General features: G+C 32.0%; 17 protein-coding genes. 14 read left to right on the forward strand and 3 right to left on the reverse strand.

Annotated elements, in window-relative coordinates; genetic code table 11:
- Nucleotides 1–22: 22 nt before the first annotated feature.
- On the forward strand, nt 23–763 hold the full coding sequence (locus AB8B90_RS12905) for a hypothetical protein (RefSeq protein ID WP_405337561.1): 741 nt from the start codon (nt 23–25) through the stop codon (nt 761–763).
- On the opposite strand, the gene AB8B90_RS12910 is transcribed toward AB8B90_RS12905, so the two are convergent.
- Complete coding sequence (locus AB8B90_RS12910) at nt 748–1,143, reverse strand: DoxX family membrane protein (protein ID WP_405337564.1); 396 nt, start codon at nt 1,141–1,143, stop codon at nt 748–750. The genes AB8B90_RS12905 and AB8B90_RS12910 overlap by 16 nt on opposite strands.
- Before the next feature lie 150 nt (nt 1,144–1,293).
- Here AB8B90_RS12910 and AB8B90_RS12915 point away from each other — a divergent pair, with 150 nt between their 5' ends.
- A complete protein-coding gene (locus AB8B90_RS12915; RefSeq protein ID WP_405337567.1) occupies nt 1,294–2,079 on the forward strand; it encodes a hypothetical protein in 786 nt (261 codons plus the stop codon).
- Nucleotides 2,080–2,084: 5 nt separating this feature from the next.
- Here AB8B90_RS12915 and AB8B90_RS12920 read toward each other — a convergent pair whose 3' ends face one another.
- Both AB8B90_RS12920 and AB8B90_RS12925 read right to left on the reverse strand, forming a co-directional pair.
- Nucleotides 2,085–2,996: a bifunctional metallophosphatase/5'-nucleotidase gene (locus AB8B90_RS12920; RefSeq protein WP_405337570.1), complete on the reverse strand. Its 912-nt coding sequence runs from the start codon at nt 2,994–2,996 to the stop codon at nt 2,085–2,087.
- A gap of 4 nt (nt 2,997–3,000) precedes the next feature.
- A complete protein-coding gene (locus AB8B90_RS12925) occupies nt 3,001–3,756 on the reverse strand; it encodes a 5'-nucleotidase C-terminal domain-containing protein (protein ID WP_405337573.1) in 756 nt (251 codons plus the stop codon).
- Nucleotides 3,757–3,828: 72 nt separating this feature from the next.
- Between AB8B90_RS12925 and AB8B90_RS12930 the strand changes: the two genes are divergently transcribed.
- The 12 genes from AB8B90_RS12930 (at nt 3,829) to AB8B90_RS12985 (ending at nt 18,059) form a co-directional block, all read left to right on the forward strand.
- Nucleotides 3,829–4,347: a DUF6913 domain-containing protein gene (locus AB8B90_RS12930; protein WP_405337576.1), complete on the forward strand. Its 519-nt coding sequence runs from the start codon at nt 3,829–3,831 to the stop codon at nt 4,345–4,347.
- Complete coding sequence (gene dapA / locus AB8B90_RS12935; RefSeq protein WP_405337579.1) at nt 4,348–5,226, forward strand: 4-hydroxy-tetrahydrodipicolinate synthase; 879 nt, start codon at nt 4,348–4,350, stop codon at nt 5,224–5,226. It begins immediately after the preceding gene.
- Nucleotides 5,227–5,349: 123 nt separating this feature from the next.
- Nucleotides 5,350–6,165, forward strand: a complete 816-nt coding sequence (locus AB8B90_RS12940; RefSeq protein WP_405337582.1) for an outer membrane protein assembly factor BamD — start codon at nt 5,350–5,352, stop codon at nt 6,163–6,165.
- Between the two features lie 11 nt (nt 6,166–6,176).
- On the forward strand, nt 6,177–6,509 hold the full coding sequence (locus AB8B90_RS12945) for a DNA-directed RNA polymerase subunit omega (RefSeq protein WP_405337585.1): 333 nt from the start codon (nt 6,177–6,179) through the stop codon (nt 6,507–6,509).
- 15 nt (nt 6,510–6,524) lie between these two features.
- The gene (gene coaBC / locus AB8B90_RS12950; RefSeq protein WP_405337588.1) at nt 6,525–7,736 is read left to right on the forward strand and encodes a bifunctional phosphopantothenoylcysteine decarboxylase/phosphopantothenate--cysteine ligase CoaBC; all 1,212 of its coding nucleotides are present in this window, start codon (nt 6,525–6,527) and stop codon (nt 7,734–7,736) included.
- On the forward strand, nt 7,729–8,616 hold the full coding sequence (locus AB8B90_RS12955; protein WP_405337591.1) for a DUF4835 family protein: 888 nt from the start codon (nt 7,729–7,731) through the stop codon (nt 8,614–8,616). Before coaBC ends, AB8B90_RS12955 begins: the two co-directional genes overlap by 8 nt.
- Nucleotides 8,617–8,710: 94 nt before the next feature.
- Nucleotides 8,711–10,363, forward strand: coding sequence for a DNA repair protein RecN (gene recN / locus AB8B90_RS12960; protein ID WP_405337594.1), 1,653 nt, complete (start codon nt 8,711–8,713; stop codon nt 10,361–10,363).
- Between the two features lie 28 nt (nt 10,364–10,391).
- Nucleotides 10,392–10,907: a tetratricopeptide repeat protein gene (locus AB8B90_RS12965; protein ID WP_405337597.1), complete on the forward strand. Its 516-nt coding sequence runs from the start codon at nt 10,392–10,394 to the stop codon at nt 10,905–10,907.
- A gap of 8 nt (nt 10,908–10,915) precedes the next feature.
- Nucleotides 10,916–11,728 carry an enoyl-ACP reductase gene (locus AB8B90_RS12970; RefSeq protein ID WP_405337600.1) on the forward strand — a complete coding sequence of 271 codons (813 nt, stop codon included), beginning with the start codon at nt 10,916–10,918 and terminating at the stop codon, nt 11,726–11,728.
- A gap of 199 nt (nt 11,729–11,927) precedes the next feature.
- Complete coding sequence (locus AB8B90_RS12975; protein ID WP_405337603.1) at nt 11,928–14,861, forward strand: T9SS type A sorting domain-containing protein; 2,934 nt, start codon at nt 11,928–11,930, stop codon at nt 14,859–14,861.
- A 219-nt stretch (nt 14,862–15,080) separates the two neighbouring features.
- The gene (locus AB8B90_RS12980) at nt 15,081–16,970 is read left to right on the forward strand and encodes a T9SS type A sorting domain-containing protein (RefSeq protein WP_405337606.1); all 1,890 of its coding nucleotides are present in this window, start codon (nt 15,081–15,083) and stop codon (nt 16,968–16,970) included.
- Nucleotides 16,971–17,045: 75 nt separating this feature from the next.
- Nucleotides 17,046–18,059 carry a glycosyltransferase gene (locus tag AB8B90_RS12985; protein ID WP_405337609.1) on the forward strand — a complete coding sequence of 338 codons (1,014 nt, stop codon included), beginning with the start codon at nt 17,046–17,048 and terminating at the stop codon, nt 18,057–18,059.
- The last annotated feature ends 243 nt before the right edge of the window (nt 18,060–18,302 follow it).

The raw sequence follows: 18,302 nt of genomic DNA on the forward strand, positions 1-18,302 counted from the left end.
TTTGTTATTAATTCAATAGATTATGCAAATAGGGAAATTTTTAGGAGCATTGATTCTTGCGCTTAGCTTATTTTTTCTTGGACTTCAATTTAAAGGACTAGAGATAGAAGCTGCTGGAGTGAGAGCTTTATCTGTTGCGTTACTTACAATTTTATATGTTATAAGAGTCAAGAATAAGCATCCTTTTTTCTTGATGTTTTTAGTGTTTTTTACAATTTCTGAAATATTTAATTATGTAACTTGGGTTGTCAATTTTGATATTACGCCTGAAGTTGACTACTATTATTACATAGGTAACAGTCTTTATATAACATCATATCTGTTTTTGATAGCTAGAATTGCTATTACAATGAATTTTAAGAAAGCATTTCTAAAGTTTCCAGTTCAAATTGGACTATTAGGAATATTGGGACTATTCTTTGTTTACTTTGTTTCAGATACAACCAAGAAAGAACTAATAAATAGTGAGTATTATTTAGAGTTATTTTATAATGCTGTAGTTATGCTTTTAATGGCAATAGCACTTATAAATTATATGTATAGAGATGATAAGAAATCAATGAATTTATTGATTGGAGCAATATGTATTATGTTTTCAGAAGTCATTCAACTGGCATATTTCTACATTGTAGATTTTCTTATACTGAATCTACTGTGCTCTATGTTTTTAGTGTTTGCATTTTTGTTTTTTTACCTCCAGTCACGACTACAACATAGAAAAATGATCGATTATGATCATCAAGATGTTCATGTGCCTGAATAAAAGCGTTTTCCTAAAATAGGAATATCTGTTCTGTATAAAAATAAAATAATTACTGACAGTGTAAATGTTATTAAAGCTGTTGAAAATAAAACACCACCATCTCCATTAACGTCAATGCCTAATTGTGTTAAGTGCATTAGTATTGCTCCTCCAATTATCCCAATAGTTAATGTAGCACCAGCCCATGCTGTTTTTCTGAAAAGTAATAATATTCCAGCAATAAGTTCTGCTATGCCAATTCCAATTCGACCAAAAGGTTCTAAACCAACTTGAGTGAAAATATATACACTATCAGGATGCGCTGTGAATTTAAATCGCAACGTTTGAATTAGAATTAATGCTACTATAATTCTTAAAGCTAAAGGAAGGTACTTTTTCATAATTGTTAATTGGTTTTTTCTTTAGACGAAAAAAGTCTAAGAACCTTTTTATTGAAGAACAAAATTCTTGTTTAATCGTTAAAACGTATAAAAATACCGTTTAAGTGTAATTTTTTTCATATATTTGCTTACCTACTTAATGAAATCATTATGAAAAATGCTCACAAATTTAAACCAAATTTTGTTTTAGCTATTGTCCTTGCTTTTATTGTTATTAGTGCATCAATAGCAACCTTTTTTGATTCTATTTTGGTTCCCAAAATTGTAAAGCTAATCACTGTAACCATATTAATGACATTTTACTTTTGCCAATTAAATAAAATGCAAAATGTGTTTCTTACTACATTTATTGTGTTTTTTATTGGAGATGCCTTATCAGTATTTAGTTTTGGAGAGGTTATGTTGAAGTTTTCTAAGAGTGCCTTTATAGTTGGGTACTTACTTCTTATTTTTATATTATTAGGAATTCATAAAAAAATTAAATTTGATAGTTTCGCGTCTGTATATTTGATTCTTGTACTATTATTAAATTCATATTTTTTATACGCACTTTATGAAGTCGCTAAAGAGAATTTTGTAGACGATACTAACTTAGTTTTATACATATTTCACGGTGTCACTTTAATAGCACTTACTTACTTTGCTTTTGCAGTATATTTAAGTAAAGAAAATGCACAATCAATTACCTTTTTATTAATGGTGTTTTGTTTTGTGTTTTCTGATGTTCTACATTACATAAATGCTTTATATATTTATTATTGGTTATTTGAAGTGTTTGAAAGAGCACTTCATATAAGTGGTTTGTTTTTACTTTATAAATATGTTTACGATCATCATACGATGAGGAATAATGACAAAAAAATGAAATTGAGTGATTATTTTGTAAACACTACAAAACAGTTACGCGATATTAGAGTTGAAGGTGTTTTTGATTAACTAATTTAAACAACTATTGAAGTGCCATTAGCAGATTTGTTTTTATTCGAATCAAAATAAAAATCGATTTTACCAAGATTTATTCCATAGCAACCAACTTGATTAACTAAAGTTTTTTTACCTTCTAGATTGGTAACAACTGTTGGTTTGTCTAAGAATGTATGTGTGTGACCACCAATAATTAAATCGATGTCCTTTGTTGATTCTGCAAGTTTTAAATCGCCAATTTTATTTGGTTTTGTAGCATAATTATAGCCTAAATGCGATAAGCAAATAATAAGATCACATTGCTCGTTTTCTTTTAAAATACGAGTCATATCCTGAGCAGATTCAATAGGATTATTATACACAGTTTCTTTGTATAATTTTTGATCTACTAAGCCCATCAGTTCTACACCTAAACCAAAAATTCCAATCTTAATTCCGTCTTTAAAAATAATTTTATATGGCTTCACATGTGTATCCATGATTGTGTTTGAAAAATCATAATTTGCTGAAACAAAGTCAAAATCGGCATGTGGTAATTGGGCAAATAATCCGTTGATGCCATTATCAAAATCATGATTTCCAATAGTAGCAACATCGTATTTGAGCATGCTCATAAGTTTAAATTCTAATTCACCACCATAATAATTGAAATACGGTGTGCCTTGAAAAATATCTCCTGCATCTAATAGTAAGGTATTCGGATTTTCTTTTCTAATTGATTCTATAAGACTTGCACGTCTAGCAACACCACCTTTATTAGGGTTACGACCATCATCGGGACCAAATGGGTCAATATGGCTATGTACGTCATTTGTATGTAAAATAGTGATCTTCTTTTGTGATGACTTAAAAGATGTTAACCCAATGCTTCCTAGTGCAATTAGTGCAGAACTAGCTGCAGTCTGTTGTATGAAATCTCTTCTTTTCATTAGGTTATTGTGTTTTCTGAATAAATCGGTTATCAATCATAGGTGCAATGGTGTCCTTTTTTGTAAAATAATCGATTAATACATTTCTTATTTTGTAATCAAGCTCATGTAAGCCCTCATTTGGTTTAAAAAAAGTCATTTGATCACCTCCATTGTATAGGTAGTCATTTGTAGCTACAAAATAGAATTTAGTGTTATCAATGGCTTCACCATTAATGGTTGCTGATTTTAACTGTAATGCATCATCTAAAATAATTTCCATGCCATAAATTGGATGCGCTTTTTGTTCTCTAACTAAGTAATCAACTAAATCTTTGATTTTATTACCTTTCATTTTAACAACAACGACAGAGTTTTCAAAAGGCATCACTTTGTAAGCAGTTCTTTTAGACACATCGCCTTTAGAAATTATAGATCTAATACCTCCATGATTAAGCAATACTAAATCAATAGTTTCTCCTGTTCTTGATTGAAATACAGGATTGGTTTGTTCAAAAACAGCATCAGCCATCATATTACCAATTGCAGTATTAAATTGCCCGTCTTTTTTTGAATAGGTGTCTTTAGCAAAGGAAATCACACTATCCAAGCTTTTATTAATTTGAATTCTATAAGGTGTGACAAAGGCTTCAATTGATTTATTGGTTTTGAGACTATCAGTTATAGCAATCTGTTGCGCTTCAATTTTATAAAGATTTTTTGACCTGCAGGACGTAAACAGAATGATGGATAAGCAAGCTAAAAAAAAGATGTTTTTCATATGGGATTTATGCAATCGTTAACAAAACATGCAGTGACTTTTTTACTACATTTGTACAAAGCATAAATATAAATGATTTTAAAAGCATTTAAGGCAAATTCTAACCAAAAATATATTAACAAGTTGCTAAATGCACGTCAGGTAGCTGTTAGTAATTTGAAGATGAATTCTGTTGGAGTGATTTTAAATATGAATGAATTTTCAGATTTTGATGTATTTAGAAGCTATTTTAAAGACCTTGGAATTCTGCCTGCAAAAACAAAAATTATAGCCTTCGTTGAAGACGCTAAAGATGCGAATCCGCTTTGGGATACTTATTTTAATCCAAAGGATTTTGGTTGGAAAGGGAGAATTAATAATGTTGATCTTCAGTCATTTATAGACACTGACTTTGATGTTTTAATTAGCTACTACAATAATGAAAGTTTAGAGTTAAAGCTTATTACAGCCGCTTCAAAAGCCAATTTTAAAGTTGGATTAATTAAAGACGATAAACGAATGTTTGATTTAATGATAGATGTAAAATCAAAAAGCATTCAGCTTTTTAAAAATGAACTTAAAAAATACTTAACGGTTTTAAATAAAATATAAATGACAAAATTTCAAGGTACTGGTGTCGCAATAATTACACCTTTTCATGATGATTTAACTGTAGATTATAAAGCTCTTGTGGATCTGGTGGATTACAATATTGTGAATGGTACGGATTATATTGTAATATCTGGCACAACAGGAGAAAGTGTAACGATTACTAGCGAAGAAAAGCAACAAATTGTTGCTACTATAGTGAAAGCTAATGATCATAGAGTGCCATTAGTTATAGGTATTGGAGGAAACAATACAGCTGATGTTATTCGTGAGATTGAAGCTACAGATTTAAGTGAGATGGATGCTATTTTATCTGTATCTCCGTATTATAGTAAGCCAACACAAGAAGGCATTTATCAGCATTTTAGAGCCATCTCAAGAGTGTGCCCTGTAGATATTATAATGTATAATGTTCCTGGGAGAACATCTTCAAATATGACGCCTGAGACCATTTTGCGTTTATCAGAAGATTTTGACAATATTATTGCAGTTAAAGAAGCTGGAAATAATATGCACCAATATTTAAAATTACTCAGAGATAAACCTGATAATTTCTCAGTGATTTCTGGCGATGACGATCTAGTATTAGGTGTTGTTTTGGCTGGTGGAGCAGGAGTAATTTCTGTAATAGGACAAGCGTTGCCTAAGCAGTTTTCAAAAATGATACGATTGGGATTAGAAGGAAAAGCAAAAGAAGCATATGCAATTCACTTTCAACTAATGGAATTAACACGCTTAATTTTTTCTGAAAATAATCCAGCTGGAATTAAAGCAGTTTTAGACGCACTTGAACTTGCTAAATCGAATGTGAGATTGCCTTTGGTTGAAGCGTCAATATCTTTGAAAAAAGACATTAAAGATGCACTTCAAGTCCTAGATTAATTTCTAAAAAGTTAAAATATACTTAAACATACTGTTGGTCTTTATTCAACGTTTATTTTAGCATCAAATAATTGTTTTTATTATACGTTATAAATACGTACTTTTGCAACCTGTTTTTTATTTATGAAGAAATTAATTTACATCCTTTTATTAGTTATCACTGTATCATCATGTAGTGAGTATCAAAAAGCTTTGAAATCTGAAGATCTTGGGACTAAGGTTAACATGGCTACAGAACTTTTCGAAAACGGTAAGTATGTAAAAGCAGCAAAACTTTTTGATCAAGTTTTGCCAAAATATAGAGGAAAACCTCAAGCAGAGCGTATCATGTTTATGAGTTCTATGTGTTCATACCAAATGAAAGATTACCACATCTCTGGTTATCATTTTGAACGTTTTGAAAATAGTTACCCAAGAAGTGACAAGGCTGAAGAGGCTTCTTTTTTGTCATGTAAGAGCTATTATGAGTTATCTCCAGTATATTCCAAAGAGCAAGCAGAAACCATTGAAGCTCTTGAGAAATTACAATTATTTATAAATAAGTATCCAGAATCTGATTATTTACCTCAAGTTAATGAGTTGATTAAAGAATTAGATTTTAAGTTAGAAAAAAAGGCTTTTGAAATTGCAAAACAATACAATAGAATTGCTTATTTTGAATCTTCAGATTATGAAGCGGCAATTAAAGCATTTGATAATTTCTTGGTAGATTTCCCTGGAACAAGTTTCAGAGAAGAAGCCATGTTTTACAGATTGGATTCAGCTTATAAATTAGCGATAAATAGTATCAAACAGAAAAAAGAAAAGCGATTAAATATAGCTTTGGGCTATTACAATACGTTTTATAAGTATTATCCCAATTCAGAAAGAACTGATGAAGTCTCCAAAATGAATGAGGAAATGCAAACTCAATTACAACAATTCAATACCAAAAGTTAATCATACATATTATGACAGATTTAAAGAAAACCAATGCTCCTGTTACGACTCAAACTTATGATAGAAACATCATTGATGAGCCAACAGAAAATATTTATGAAGCGATTTCTGTAATTTCTAAAAGAGCAGAACAAATTAATACAGATATTAGAAGAGAATTAGTTGATAAGTTAGAAGAATTCGCTACTTATAACGACAGTCTTGAAGAAATCTTTGAAAACAAAGAACAGATTGAAGTATCTAAATTCTACGAAAAATTACCTAAGCCTCACGCATTAGCAGTACAAGAATGGTTAGATGATAAAATCTACTACAGAAATACTGATGACGACGTTCAGGAATAATAAATAAATATAAGCATGTCTATTTTAAGCGGTAAGAATATACTCTTAGGCATTACTGCTGGTATTGCCGCTTACAAAACAGCTAGTCTAGTTAGACTATTTATAAAAGCAGGTGCTAACGTAAAAGTCGTTATGACGCCTGCTTCTAAAGACTTCATTACCCCTTTAACACTTTCAACATTATCTAAAAACCCAGTTCATTCTTCATTCACAAATGACGACGATGATAATGCAATGTGGAATAATCATGTTGAGCTCGGTCTCTGGGCTGATTATTTTGTAATTGCACCTGCAACTGCAAATACAATGTCCAAAATGGCGAATGGTACTTGTGATAACTTGTTATTGGCGACGTATCTTTCAGCGAAATGCCCAGTTTATTTTGCGCCTGCAATGGATTTAGATATGTATAAGCATCCGTCTACGCTATCATCTTTTGAAAAACTAAAATCGTTTGGAAACATTATGATTCCAGCAACTTCTGGAGAGTTAGCGAGCGGTTTGGTAGGAGAAGGTCGTATGGCTGAACCTGAAGATATTATCGGTTTTATTGAAAATGATGTTTTAGACCAACTTCCACTTCGTGGTAAAAAAATTTTAATTACAGCTGGACCAACGTATGAAGCAATTGATCCTGTTCGTTTTATAGGGAATCATTCAAGCGGTAAAATGGGATTTGAAATAGCCAAAGCTGCTGCAAACCTAGGAGCTGAAGTCGAACTTATTACTGGACCGACCCATCAAAATGTATCTCATCATCTTATAAATATTACAAAAATCAGGAATGCTTCTCAGATGTATGATGCAGCACATAAGTATTTTGATAGCGTTGATATTGCTGTGCTTTCAGCTGCTGTTGCAGATTACAAACCAAAAAATGTTTCTGACATAAAAATAAAAAAGGTAGCTTCAGCGTTTAGTATTGAGTTAGAAAAAACAAAAGACATTTTAAAATCCTTAGGCGCTATAAAAAAGCATCAATTTTTAGTTGGATTTGCTCTAGAAACTAACAATGAACTAGAGCATGCTAAAGGTAAGTTAGAATCAAAAAACCTAAATTTAATCGTATTAAATTCTCTTAATGACAAAGGAGCTGGTTTTGGTGGTTCAACAAATAAAGTTACTTTTATAACAGATTCAGAAGAGGTAATAGAACACCAATTGAAATCTAAAACTGAAGTTGCAAAAGATTTAATGCAACAAATTATTAAACAACAGCATGCGTAAAATTATTTATTTATTAATACTAGTATGTTCTTTTCAATCATTTTCACAAGAACTAAATTGTGAGGTTGTTGTAAATGCTCAGCTTACTGGAAATGAAAACGTACAAATTTTTAAAACGTTGGAAAGACAGCTTAAAGAGTTTGTTAATAATACTACATGGACTGATAAAACATTTAAACCTCAAGAGCGCATCAATTGTAGTATGGTAATTAATATCAACGATTACAACAATGATAACTTCCAAGCTTCTGTTCAAGTGCAATCTACAAGACCAGTTTACGGCTCTTCTTATAGCACTCCAGTTTACAATTATAATGACAAAGATTTTGATTTTCAATATTTAGAGTTTCAGAATATGGTGTATAATCCTAACCAATATGAGTCTAATTTAATTTCTGTTTTGGCTTATCATGTGTACATGATTTTAGGTATGGATGCTGATACATTTTCACCAAAAGGAGGTGCAGAGTATTATGCGCAAGCTCAAGTGATTTTAAATTATTCCCAACAAATAGGTTATAAAGGTTGGAAACTTGAAGATGGCCAACAGTCTCGTTTTATTTTAATTGATAATGTCTTGTCTGATACATACAAAGAATTCAGAAATGTTCTTTACAGCTATCACAGAAGTGGGCTGGATGAAATGAGTAATGATTCAAAAGAAGCAAAACAATCCATAGCAAAAAGTATTGGGTCATTAAAAACAATGAACGATAGACGACCAAATTCTTATTTGATGCGTGTCTTTTTTGATGCTAAAGCGGAAGAAATTCAAGATATCTTTAGTGGTGGACCAACAGTTAATATTTCAGATTTAGTATCAACCTTAACGAGAATTGCACCAATGCATGCCTCAAAATGGCGCAATATTAATTTCTAGAGTTTACGTTTTTATTCCTATTTTTATAATTCATAGTTAATCTCTGTTAGATAGGCTAATTATTATTTTATAAGTACGCTTTTTAACTTTCAATATGCTCACCAATTTAACCATAAAAAATTACGCTCTCATTGATCATTTACAAGTAAGTTTTAATACTGGACTTACAATTATTACAGGTGAAACAGGAGCAGGTAAATCTATTCTTTTGGGTGGATTATCTCTTATTTTAGGTAAGCGAGCAGATTTAAGTCATGTAAAAGATAATTCTAAAAAATGTATTATCGAAGCTACATTTGATATTGCAAAATATAATTTAAAGTCTATTTTTAAAGCTGAAGACCTTGACTATGAGGCGCAAACCATAATTAGACGAGAAATTTTACCCTCTGGTAAATCAAGAGCTTTTATTAATGATACACCTGTTAATTTAGATAGCTTGCAAATTTTAGGAGAGCGTTTGCTAGACATACATTCGCAACATCAAACATTACAACTAACAAATGATAATTTTCAGTTCCAAGTTATTGATGCTTTGGCAAAAAATCAAACGTCATTACAGGTTTATGCTAGTTTATTAAAGGAGTTTAAAGATCTGAAAGTAGAACTTAAGTCGCTTCAAGAAAAGAAAAATACAGCTATAAAAGAATTAGATTATCATAGTTTTCTTTTGAAAGAACTTGAGGAAGCTAAATTAGTTTCAGGTGAGTTAGAAGCACTAGAAATTGAATACGAAACGCTTAATAATGTTGAAGACATTAAAGAGCGGTTATCTATATCTAATCATATCATAAATAATGAAGAGGTAGGAATTGTTTCTAATCTAACTGAATTAAAAAACCAGTTTTCTAAACTATCAGACTATTCTAGTCAGTATCATTCTATTTTTGAACGTATTGAAAGTAGTTTAATAGAACTTGATGATGTACGTTCTGAAATTGAAAGTTTACAAGAGAGTTTAGATGCAAATCCTAATAGACTAGAACAAGTTAACACAAAGCTTCAAATAATTCATAATTTATTACAAAAGCATACAGTGTCTAGTGTAGAGGAATTACTTCAGATTAAGCAGGAATTAGGATCTAAAGTTTTTGAGACTGAAAATCTTGACATGATAATTTCAGAGAAAGAATTAGCAATTCAATCAATTGTATCAAAATTACTCTCAGAATCTGAAATAATTCATAACAAGAGGGTAGCTGTGATTCCTAAATTAATTACACAATTAGAATCTATATTATCTACTCTAGGAATGCCCAATGCAAAGTTTAATATAACACTTGAACCTACAGGTACTTTTTTGAATAATGGAAGTGATGATCTTCAATTTTTGTTTTCTGCAAACAAAGGAGGTCAGTTTAATGAGTTAAAAAAATCGGCATCTGGTGGAGAGTTGTCAAGAATTATGTTAGCCATTAAATCAATATTATCTAAATACATGCAGTTGCCAACGATAATGTTTGATGAAATTGACACTGGAGTTTCTGGTGAAATTTCTAATAAAATGGCAATAATAATGCAGCAAATGAGTAAAACTATGCAAGTGTTTACAATTACTCATTTACCACAAATAGCATCTAAAGGTGACACGCATTTTAAAGTCTTTAAAGAGGATGTTAATAATGTGACTCAAACCCAACTCAAACAACTTAATCAAAATGATCGTATTGTAGAAATAGCTCAAATGTTAGGAGGTAGTGACGTGTCTTTATCTGCTATCGCTCACGCTAAAGAATTGTTGAATTAATACTATATTTGAATCTAAATTTAAAATTATGAATCGAACAGACGCTGATAGTTTGTTTTTTGAAGCCGATGTTTTGTTGTCTGATAACAAAATTGTGGAAGCAAAAGATATTTTGCTTGAGGTACTTTTAGATTACCCAGATTATGGTAAAGCTCACAATCATTTAGGTTGGATATTTCATTATAAATTAGTTGATTATGATAAAGCAGAAACACATTACAAATTATCAATAAAGTATTCTAAAGGATATTATGCTGCATATTCTAACTATTCATACTTTCTAATTGATAAAGGTCAATATAAAGAAATGCTAAAGTTTGGTGAGGAAGCGCTTAAGGTTTCTGGTGTTGATAAAGGAATAATTTATAATCAAATGGCCAAAGCTAATGAGTTAAGAGTAGATTTGATGGATGCTTATAAACTTTATAATAAAGCTAAAATGAATTCTATTGCTAGTAACTATATTGAAGAGATTAATGCATCTTTGCAACGATTACAAGGGAAGATGAATTTTTTTGAAAGATTAAAAATAATATTTAAATAATAAATCACATGTCATACAATTTATTAAAAGGAAAAAAAGGAATCATATTTGGAGCTTTAGATGAAAACTCTATTGCATGGAAAACTGCCGAACGCGTTCATGAAGAAGGTGGGACTTTTGTACTAACAAATGCACCAATTGCAATGCGAATGGGACAAATAAAAGATTTAGCAGAAAAGACAGGTTCTCAAATTATTCCTGCAGATGCAACATCTGAAGAGGATTTACAAAATCTTGTTGAGCAATCAATGGAAATTTTGGGAGGTAAAATTGATTTTGTATTACACTCAATCGGTATGTCTGTGAATGTTAGAAAAGGTAGACCTTACACAGATCAAAAATATGATTGGACTCAAAAAGGAACAGATGTTTCAGCAATGTCTTTTCATAAGGTTATGCAAACGTTATATAAAGCTGACGCAATGAATGAATGGGGTAGTATTGTTGCACTCACTTATATGGCAGCACAACGTGTGTTCCCAGATTATAATGACATGGCAGACAATAAAGCCTATTTAGAAAGTATTGCTCGTAGTTTTGGTTATTTCTTTGGAAGAGATAAAAAAGTGAGAGTGAATACAATTTCACAATCACCAACACCAACTACTGCTGGTCAAGGTGTTAAAGGGTTTGATGGTTTTATTTCTTATGCTGAAAAAATGTCGCCCTTAGGTAATGCAACAGCAATGGATTGTGCAAATTACACCATTACTTTATTTAGCGATTTAACTAAGCGTGTAACACTACAGAATTTGTTTAATGATGGAGGCTTTAGTAATATGGGCGTTAGTGATGCAGTTATGGATAAATTTGTTGAGTAAAAAAAAGTTTTATGTATATTATAATATTGAAGCCACTTATCTTTTGATAAAGTGGCTTTTTTTATTTAAAATATATATGAAACAAAAGATGCATTTTGTCTGTTTTTTTTACACTTAATCGATTTACCAATAATGCCGTCTTCATTCATTTATAATATGATTAATTTGAAGGCATTAATAACTAAAAACTAAATCAAATATGAAAAAAATTACTTTAGGTTTAGTGTTTGCGCTAACCTTTTCGATGTATTCGAATTTAAATGCCCAAGTACTAGACCAAAATGCAAATTGGCCTAACACCAATTGGACATTAACAGGTACATACAGTACTGCCGCTGGTGCGGTTGAAGCTGATCCTACTGTGGATGCTAATTTTGCATTTGACGATGATGATGCTGGTAATGGTAGTGATGATAGCATTGCTGCAGAATCACCAGTAATAGATCTTACTGCAGCTTTTAACGCTGGAGAAACTTGGTTAAGCATTTCTACAACTTATGCTTTCTACAAACTATCACCTGAAGAGTTCCTTAGATTTCAATACTATGATGCAGATAATATGACTTGGGAAAATTGGGAACTAGATTCTTTACCAGGCACACTAACTGATATTTTTGATGATTTTTGTACTGGAACACCTGTTGCTTACGATACTGAAATTTTGAATATTATTGGGTTTACTGCCAATCAACTTACGAACTTTCAGTATAGAATAATTTATGATGATGATCCTAATGGCGCAGCTTATGAGTATGGTTTTTGTATGCAGTCGCCTACAATTTCATCTGCTACACCGCCTTCTTGTCCAGATCCAATTAGTCTGTTAGCTGGTGCGACAGATACAACAAATGGTAGTTTGTCTTGGACTGAAATAGGAACTGCTACACTTTGGAATATTGAAGTTGTAGATGTTACTGCTGGTGGATCACAAACAATGACAGCTACACATCCTGGAATTGCTACTATTCCTTTTGTAGTAGATATGTTAATTCCAGGAAATGAATATGAATTTTATGTGCAATCAGATTGTGCTGGTGATGGTACTTCAAATTGGGTTGGTCCTATTGGATGGAGACAACCAAATTTAGGAGAAGTTTGTGAATCAGCAATAGTTGTAGGAGCATTGCCTTATAATACTTCGGATGATACTGCAAATTATGGAGATGATTATGATGGTGTTCCAGGTACAGATTGTGAATCTGGAAACGCGCATTTAAATGGTGATGATGTTGTTTATGAATATACTTCAACAATCGATGGATCTATTAATGTGAGTCTCACAGCTATTGGTAGTACTTATGCAGGGGTTTTTGCTTATAATGATTGTGCCGATATCGGAACAATGTGTGTTACTGCTGGAGCAGGAGCTGCAAATTTAGGCGCTACTGATGATTTAGAGTTTGACTTAACAGTGACAAATGGAGAAACTTATTATATAGTGATTTCTACATGGGCAACTCCACAAGCTACAACTTATACTCTAGATATCACAGAGAATTCATGTACTGATGCATCAGTAACTTACACAGTTGTTGATGATTGTGCTAATTCTGGTGGCTTTAATATTCTAGTAGATATCACAGATTTAGGGTCTTCAACATCTATTGATATAAATGATGATCAAGGAAGTGCTGCACAATCTACAGGAACTATTGGAATGTTTACATTTGGTCCTTACGTTAATGCAACAGATGTTATTATTTCTATAACAGATAATGATGACGCGGCTTGCAATCAAGTAAGTGATGCTTTAACTCAAAATGTTTGTCCAGTATCAAATGATGAATGTGCAAATGCAATAGATTTAGATCCATTTGCAAATTCTGATGGTACTTGTACTATGGTTTACACGGGTAGTAATGTTGGTGCAACTAATTCTGCAAGTGAAGTAGCTCCTAGTGGAGCTTGTGTAGATGGAGATGCAACTCCTGCCGATGTATGGTTTACTTTAACAGTGCCTACTTCAGGTCAGTTTGATTTTGAATTTATAACAAATCCTGGTTTTTCTACTATAGTAGAACTGTATACAGGTGTTTGTGGTTCTTTAGTTGCCTTAGATCCTGTTGAGTGTGGAAATGGAGCAAACAGGACCTTTACTGGTTTAACTCCAAGTGATACAGTCTACTTAAGAGTATGGGATTATGGAAGTGATGAAGAAGGTGTTTTAGAATTTTGTATAAACTATTTAAATTGTACACCTGCTACAGTTGCGTATACTGTTGTAGATGACTGTGCAAATTCTGGAGGTTTTAATATTTTGGTAGATGTTACAGATTTGGGTTCTTCAACATCTTTAGCAATTGATGATGATCAAGGAAGTGCAACACAATCTACAGGAGCAATTGGAATGTTTACATTTGGTCCTTATGTTAATGCTACTGATGTGGTAATTTCAATTACAGATAATGATGATGGAAATTGTAGCCAAGATAGCTCTGCATTAACACAAGCTGCTTGTCCTCCTGCAAATGATGATTGTGCTGGGGCAATTGCTTTAACACCTGGAGTAGACTTCGATACAAATCCTTTAGATGGAAGTGTTTTAGGAGCTACAGTTGGAGCTGAGACTGCTGGTTGTGGTACAAATGGTCCTGGTGTTTGGTATTCAGTTGTTATTCCTGATGATGGAAATATTACAATTGAAACTGGTCCAGATAGCGCAACAGATAATCAATTATTTGATTCCGTTGTCGAAGCTTATTCAGGTAATTGCGGTGCTTTAAATTCAATTGAATGTGATGATGATGATGCTGCAACTGGTAATTTTTCTATACTAGATTTAACTGGATTAACTCCAGGAGAAACAATTTATTTGAGAGTATGGGAATATGGAGGAGAAGAAAGTGAACCGTTTGCAATATCTGCATACAATGCTACATTATCTCTTGATGATTATGAAAATCAAAGTGCATTTACATACTTTCCTAATCCAGTGAAAAATGAGTTAATATTAAAAGCTCAAAATACAATTCAAAATGTATCAGTGCTAAACATGTTGGGTCAAGAAGTTCTTAGAGCTAATCCAAACACTCTTGAAAGTAGTTTAGATATGAATGAATTAAGCCAAGGTGCTTACTTTGTTAAAGTAACAATTAATAATATTACTGAAACAGTTAGAATTATTAAAGAATAACATCATATAAAGTTTACTTAATTATTAAAAAGGAGGTTTTGCTAAAGCAAATCCTCCTTTTTTTTGACACAACACTTAACGTGTATTTTGTCGATTATTTTTGCACTTCATCTATTTTTTTTATATTATTGCTAATTAGGAACTTTCTGTATTACTTATTTATAAGATAATCAATACTTTTAGACTCGAATTTACTTTATTAACAAATACTTAATCAATATGAAAAAAATTACTTTATTAATGATTTTTGCCTTTGCAATATCATTTAATTCGAATGCACAATACGTAGACGAAGATTTCGAAAGCGGAACATTTCCACCTGCAGGATGGATAGATGCAGTAGGAACTGCTGTTGTAGATAATGGTAATCCTTGGGGAGAAAGTACTACTCGCTTTGTTTCAACAACTACATCTGCATTTTTTGATGATTTTGATGCTAATCAAGCTCATGATAGATGGTTAATTTCACCAGCTCTTGACTTATCTGCAGCTGTTAATCCAGAGTTACTTTATTTTGACAATGTTAACTTTGCAGGATTTGCAGCAACACAAGATGTTTTATGGTCTGAAGATTACACTGGTTCAGGAGATCCTGGATTAGCAACATGGAATTTACTTAACGGAATTGTAGGAACTGAAGATGTATGGGTTCAAAATGGTCCTTTTCCAATTGTGTCATCTGGCACTCAAGTTTATATTGCTTTTCATTACCAAGGAACATTTGCTGCCGAATGGTTTATTGATGATGTATTAGTTAGAGATGCATTAACATGTACACCTCCTACAGTTGCAGGAGCAATTGTTGAAGACTGCCCAAATTTTGAATATAGTCTTGAGATAGAGGTAACAGATTTAGGTGATTCAGGTTCAGTAACAGTAACAAATGATGGAGGACAACCGGATGAGATTGTTAATTCTGTACCAACTACAGTTACTATCGGACCTTTTGCTTCTGGTACAACAGTAAATGTTGTAGTTGAGCACGAAAATGATAGTGCTTGTGATTTTGCATTTGCACCGGTAACAGATACATGCCCACCTCCAGTGCCAGCAAATGATGATTTTATTAATGCTCAAGCGATAACATGTGGAACAACTGCTTTAACAGGTAGTACTGATTCAGCAACATTAGACGAAGATGATGCACCAGATGGTTTTGGAGCAGATATGGATGCGCCTAATGTATGGTTTAGTTATGATAGTTCTGTAGAAGGGGCTAATGATGTAACTGTTAGCTTATGTGGATCTACTTATGATACTTCTATTTTAGTGTATACTGGGACTACAGGTAATTTAACTCTTATTGCAGGTAATGATGATAATGCTGCTGCATGTGGAACTTTTAGTATTCAAAGTGAAGGTACATTTACTGCAAATGGAACAGATACCTATTGGATAGCTGTAGAAGGCTTTGATCCAATAAACACTGGTGATTTTACTATGACAGTTACTTGTGCATCATCTTGTACACCTGCTCAGGCTAATCAAGATTGTGCTAGTGCTACTGCATTATCTGTAGATGGATCAGCTACTACACAAGACAATACTTGTGCAATTATTAATGCAACTCAGCCTTCTTGTGATGCTTTCCAAAGTATTGCTGATTTATGGTTTACATTTGATGCTCCTGCAAGTGGAGAAGTTGATATTGTAACCTCATTAGGTACTGCAACTGCATCTCACTTAGCAGTATATGAAGGAACTTGTGGTGCATTAACAGAATTAAGTTGTAGCACAGCTGCAGCTTCTGGAGCGAGCTTAACAGGTTTAACTAGTGGTACTACTTATTATATACAATTATGGAATAACGGTTCTGAAGAAGGTACAATTGATATTACACTTTCTGATGCATCATTATCTCTAAATTCTTTTGAGAACGATAAAGCATTTACATACTTCCCTAATCCAGTGAAGAATGAATTGTCATTAAAAGCTCAAAATACAATTCAAAATGTATCAGTTTATAATATGTTAGGTCAAGAAGTTCTTAGAGCAACACCAAACACTTTAGAAAGTAACTTAAATATGAACGAATTAAGCCAAGGTGCTTACTTTGTTAAAGTAACAATCGATAATGTTACTGAAACAGTTAGAATTCTAAAGCAATAAGCTTTATATAAATATTATTTCAAAAGCCACCTTTAAGGTGGCTTTTGTATTTTCTTTATTTACCTTTGTTGATGTATGGATACATTACATTATTCGTTTATTATACCTGTCTTTAATAGGCCAGAAGAAATCAAAGAATTATTACAAAGTTTTAAATCTCTTGAAGGCAATATTCCTTTCGAAATTGTAATAGTTGAAGATGGCTCAACGATAGATTGTAAATTAGTTGTGTCAGATTTTGAGTCAGATCTAAATATTTCTTATTACAACAAACCAAATTCTGGTCCTGGTGATTCTAGAAACTTTGGAATGGCTAAAGCAAAAGGAAATTACTTTATAATTTTAGATTCAGATTGTTTATTACCTGCTCAGTATTTAAACGTTGTTGATCTTGAATTAACAACAAGTTATGTCGATTGCTTTGGAGGGCCTGATGCTGCAGATAAATCATTCACCAACCTACAGAAAGCAATTAACTTTGCTATGACTTCGTTTATTACAACAGGAGGTATTAGAGGTTCTAAATCAAAGAATAAAAAATTTCAGCCTAGGAGTTTTAATATGGGAATTTCTAAATCGGCATTTGAGAAATCAGGCGGTTTTGGACGAATTCATCCTGGCGAAGATCCAGACCTTTCAATAAGATTAATTAAATTAGGTTTTGAAACCAAACTTTTCAGTAATGCTTTTGTATACCACAAACGGCGAATTTCATGGTCTAAGTTTTATACACAAGTTCATAAATTCGGTTTGGTTAGGCCTATACTCAATTTATGGCATCCTGATAGTGAACGTTTAATATTTTGGTTACCAACCCTGTTTTGTTTAGGGTTTATATTAGCTGTAATTATAGCTACTCTTGGTTATTATTTTTTATTGATTATTTTCGGATTATATATAGCTTTAGCGTTTATGCTAGCACTTTTTCAGACCAAGAATATAGTAATCGCTGTGCAAGCAATATTTGCAATATTTGTTCAATTTATAGGATATGGATTTGGATTTTTAAAATCTACATTAGCTATTAAAGTGTTAAAAAAGACACCAGAAACGTATTATCCTAACTTGTTTTTTAAGAATGCTAAATAAATTAAAAATCATATTAGTTAAATCAATTAAAAACAAAAGACTTCATGTTTTTAGTTTGTTTTTTATATTGGCATCATTAATATTAGTACTTAGTAAATTATCAAAGTCTTATTCAGAGACATTAACTGTAGAGACTCGTGTTATTAATTTACCCAAGGATAAAATATTAACAATAGATGACCAGCCAAAATTAAATATTACAGTAAAGACTTATGGTTTTTACCTTTTTGGTTCCTATTTCTA

The sequence above is a fragment of the Psychroserpens sp. genome, assembly GCF_045105015.1.
Lineage (GTDB): Bacteria > Bacteroidota > Bacteroidia > Flavobacteriales > Flavobacteriaceae > Psychroserpens.

Coding starts and splice junctions, on each gene's coding strand:
- AB8B90_RS12905 (WP_405337561.1), top strand. CDS start 23: ATGCAAATAGGGAAATTTTTAGGAGCATTGATTCTTGCGCTTAGCTTA.
- recN (WP_405337594.1), top strand. CDS start 8,711: ATGCTCACCAATTTAACCATAAAAAATTACGCTCTCATTGATCATTTA.
- AB8B90_RS12955 (WP_405337591.1), top strand. CDS start 7,729: ATGCGTAAAATTATTTATTTATTAATACTAGTATGTTCTTTTCAATCA.
- AB8B90_RS12925 (WP_405337573.1), bottom strand. CDS start 3,756: ATGAAAAACATCTTTTTTTTAGCTTGCTTATCCATCATTCTGTTTACG.
- AB8B90_RS12930 (WP_405337576.1), top strand. CDS start 3,829: ATGATTTTAAAAGCATTTAAGGCAAATTCTAACCAAAAATATATTAAC.
- AB8B90_RS12920 (WP_405337570.1), bottom strand. CDS start 2,996: ATGAAAAGAAGAGATTTCATACAACAGACTGCAGCTAGTTCTGCACTA.
- AB8B90_RS12985 (WP_405337609.1), top strand. CDS start 17,046: ATGGATACATTACATTATTCGTTTATTATACCTGTCTTTAATAGGCCA.
- AB8B90_RS12915 (WP_405337567.1), top strand. CDS start 1,294: ATGAAAAATGCTCACAAATTTAAACCAAATTTTGTTTTAGCTATTGTC.
- AB8B90_RS12970 (WP_405337600.1), top strand. CDS start 10,916: ATGTCATACAATTTATTAAAAGGAAAAAAAGGAATCATATTTGGAGCT.
- AB8B90_RS12940 (WP_405337582.1), top strand. CDS start 5,350: ATGAAGAAATTAATTTACATCCTTTTATTAGTTATCACTGTATCATCA.
- AB8B90_RS12975 (WP_405337603.1), top strand. CDS start 11,928: ATGAAAAAAATTACTTTAGGTTTAGTGTTTGCGCTAACCTTTTCGATG.
- AB8B90_RS12910 (WP_405337564.1), bottom strand. CDS start 1,143: ATGAAAAAGTACCTTCCTTTAGCTTTAAGAATTATAGTAGCATTAATT.
- dapA (WP_405337579.1), top strand. CDS start 4,348: ATGACAAAATTTCAAGGTACTGGTGTCGCAATAATTACACCTTTTCAT.
- AB8B90_RS12945 (WP_405337585.1), top strand. CDS start 6,177: ATGACAGATTTAAAGAAAACCAATGCTCCTGTTACGACTCAAACTTAT.
- AB8B90_RS12965 (WP_405337597.1), top strand. CDS start 10,392: ATGAATCGAACAGACGCTGATAGTTTGTTTTTTGAAGCCGATGTTTTG.
- AB8B90_RS12980 (WP_405337606.1), top strand. CDS start 15,081: ATGAAAAAAATTACTTTATTAATGATTTTTGCCTTTGCAATATCATTT.
- coaBC (WP_405337588.1), top strand. CDS start 6,525: ATGTCTATTTTAAGCGGTAAGAATATACTCTTAGGCATTACTGCTGGT.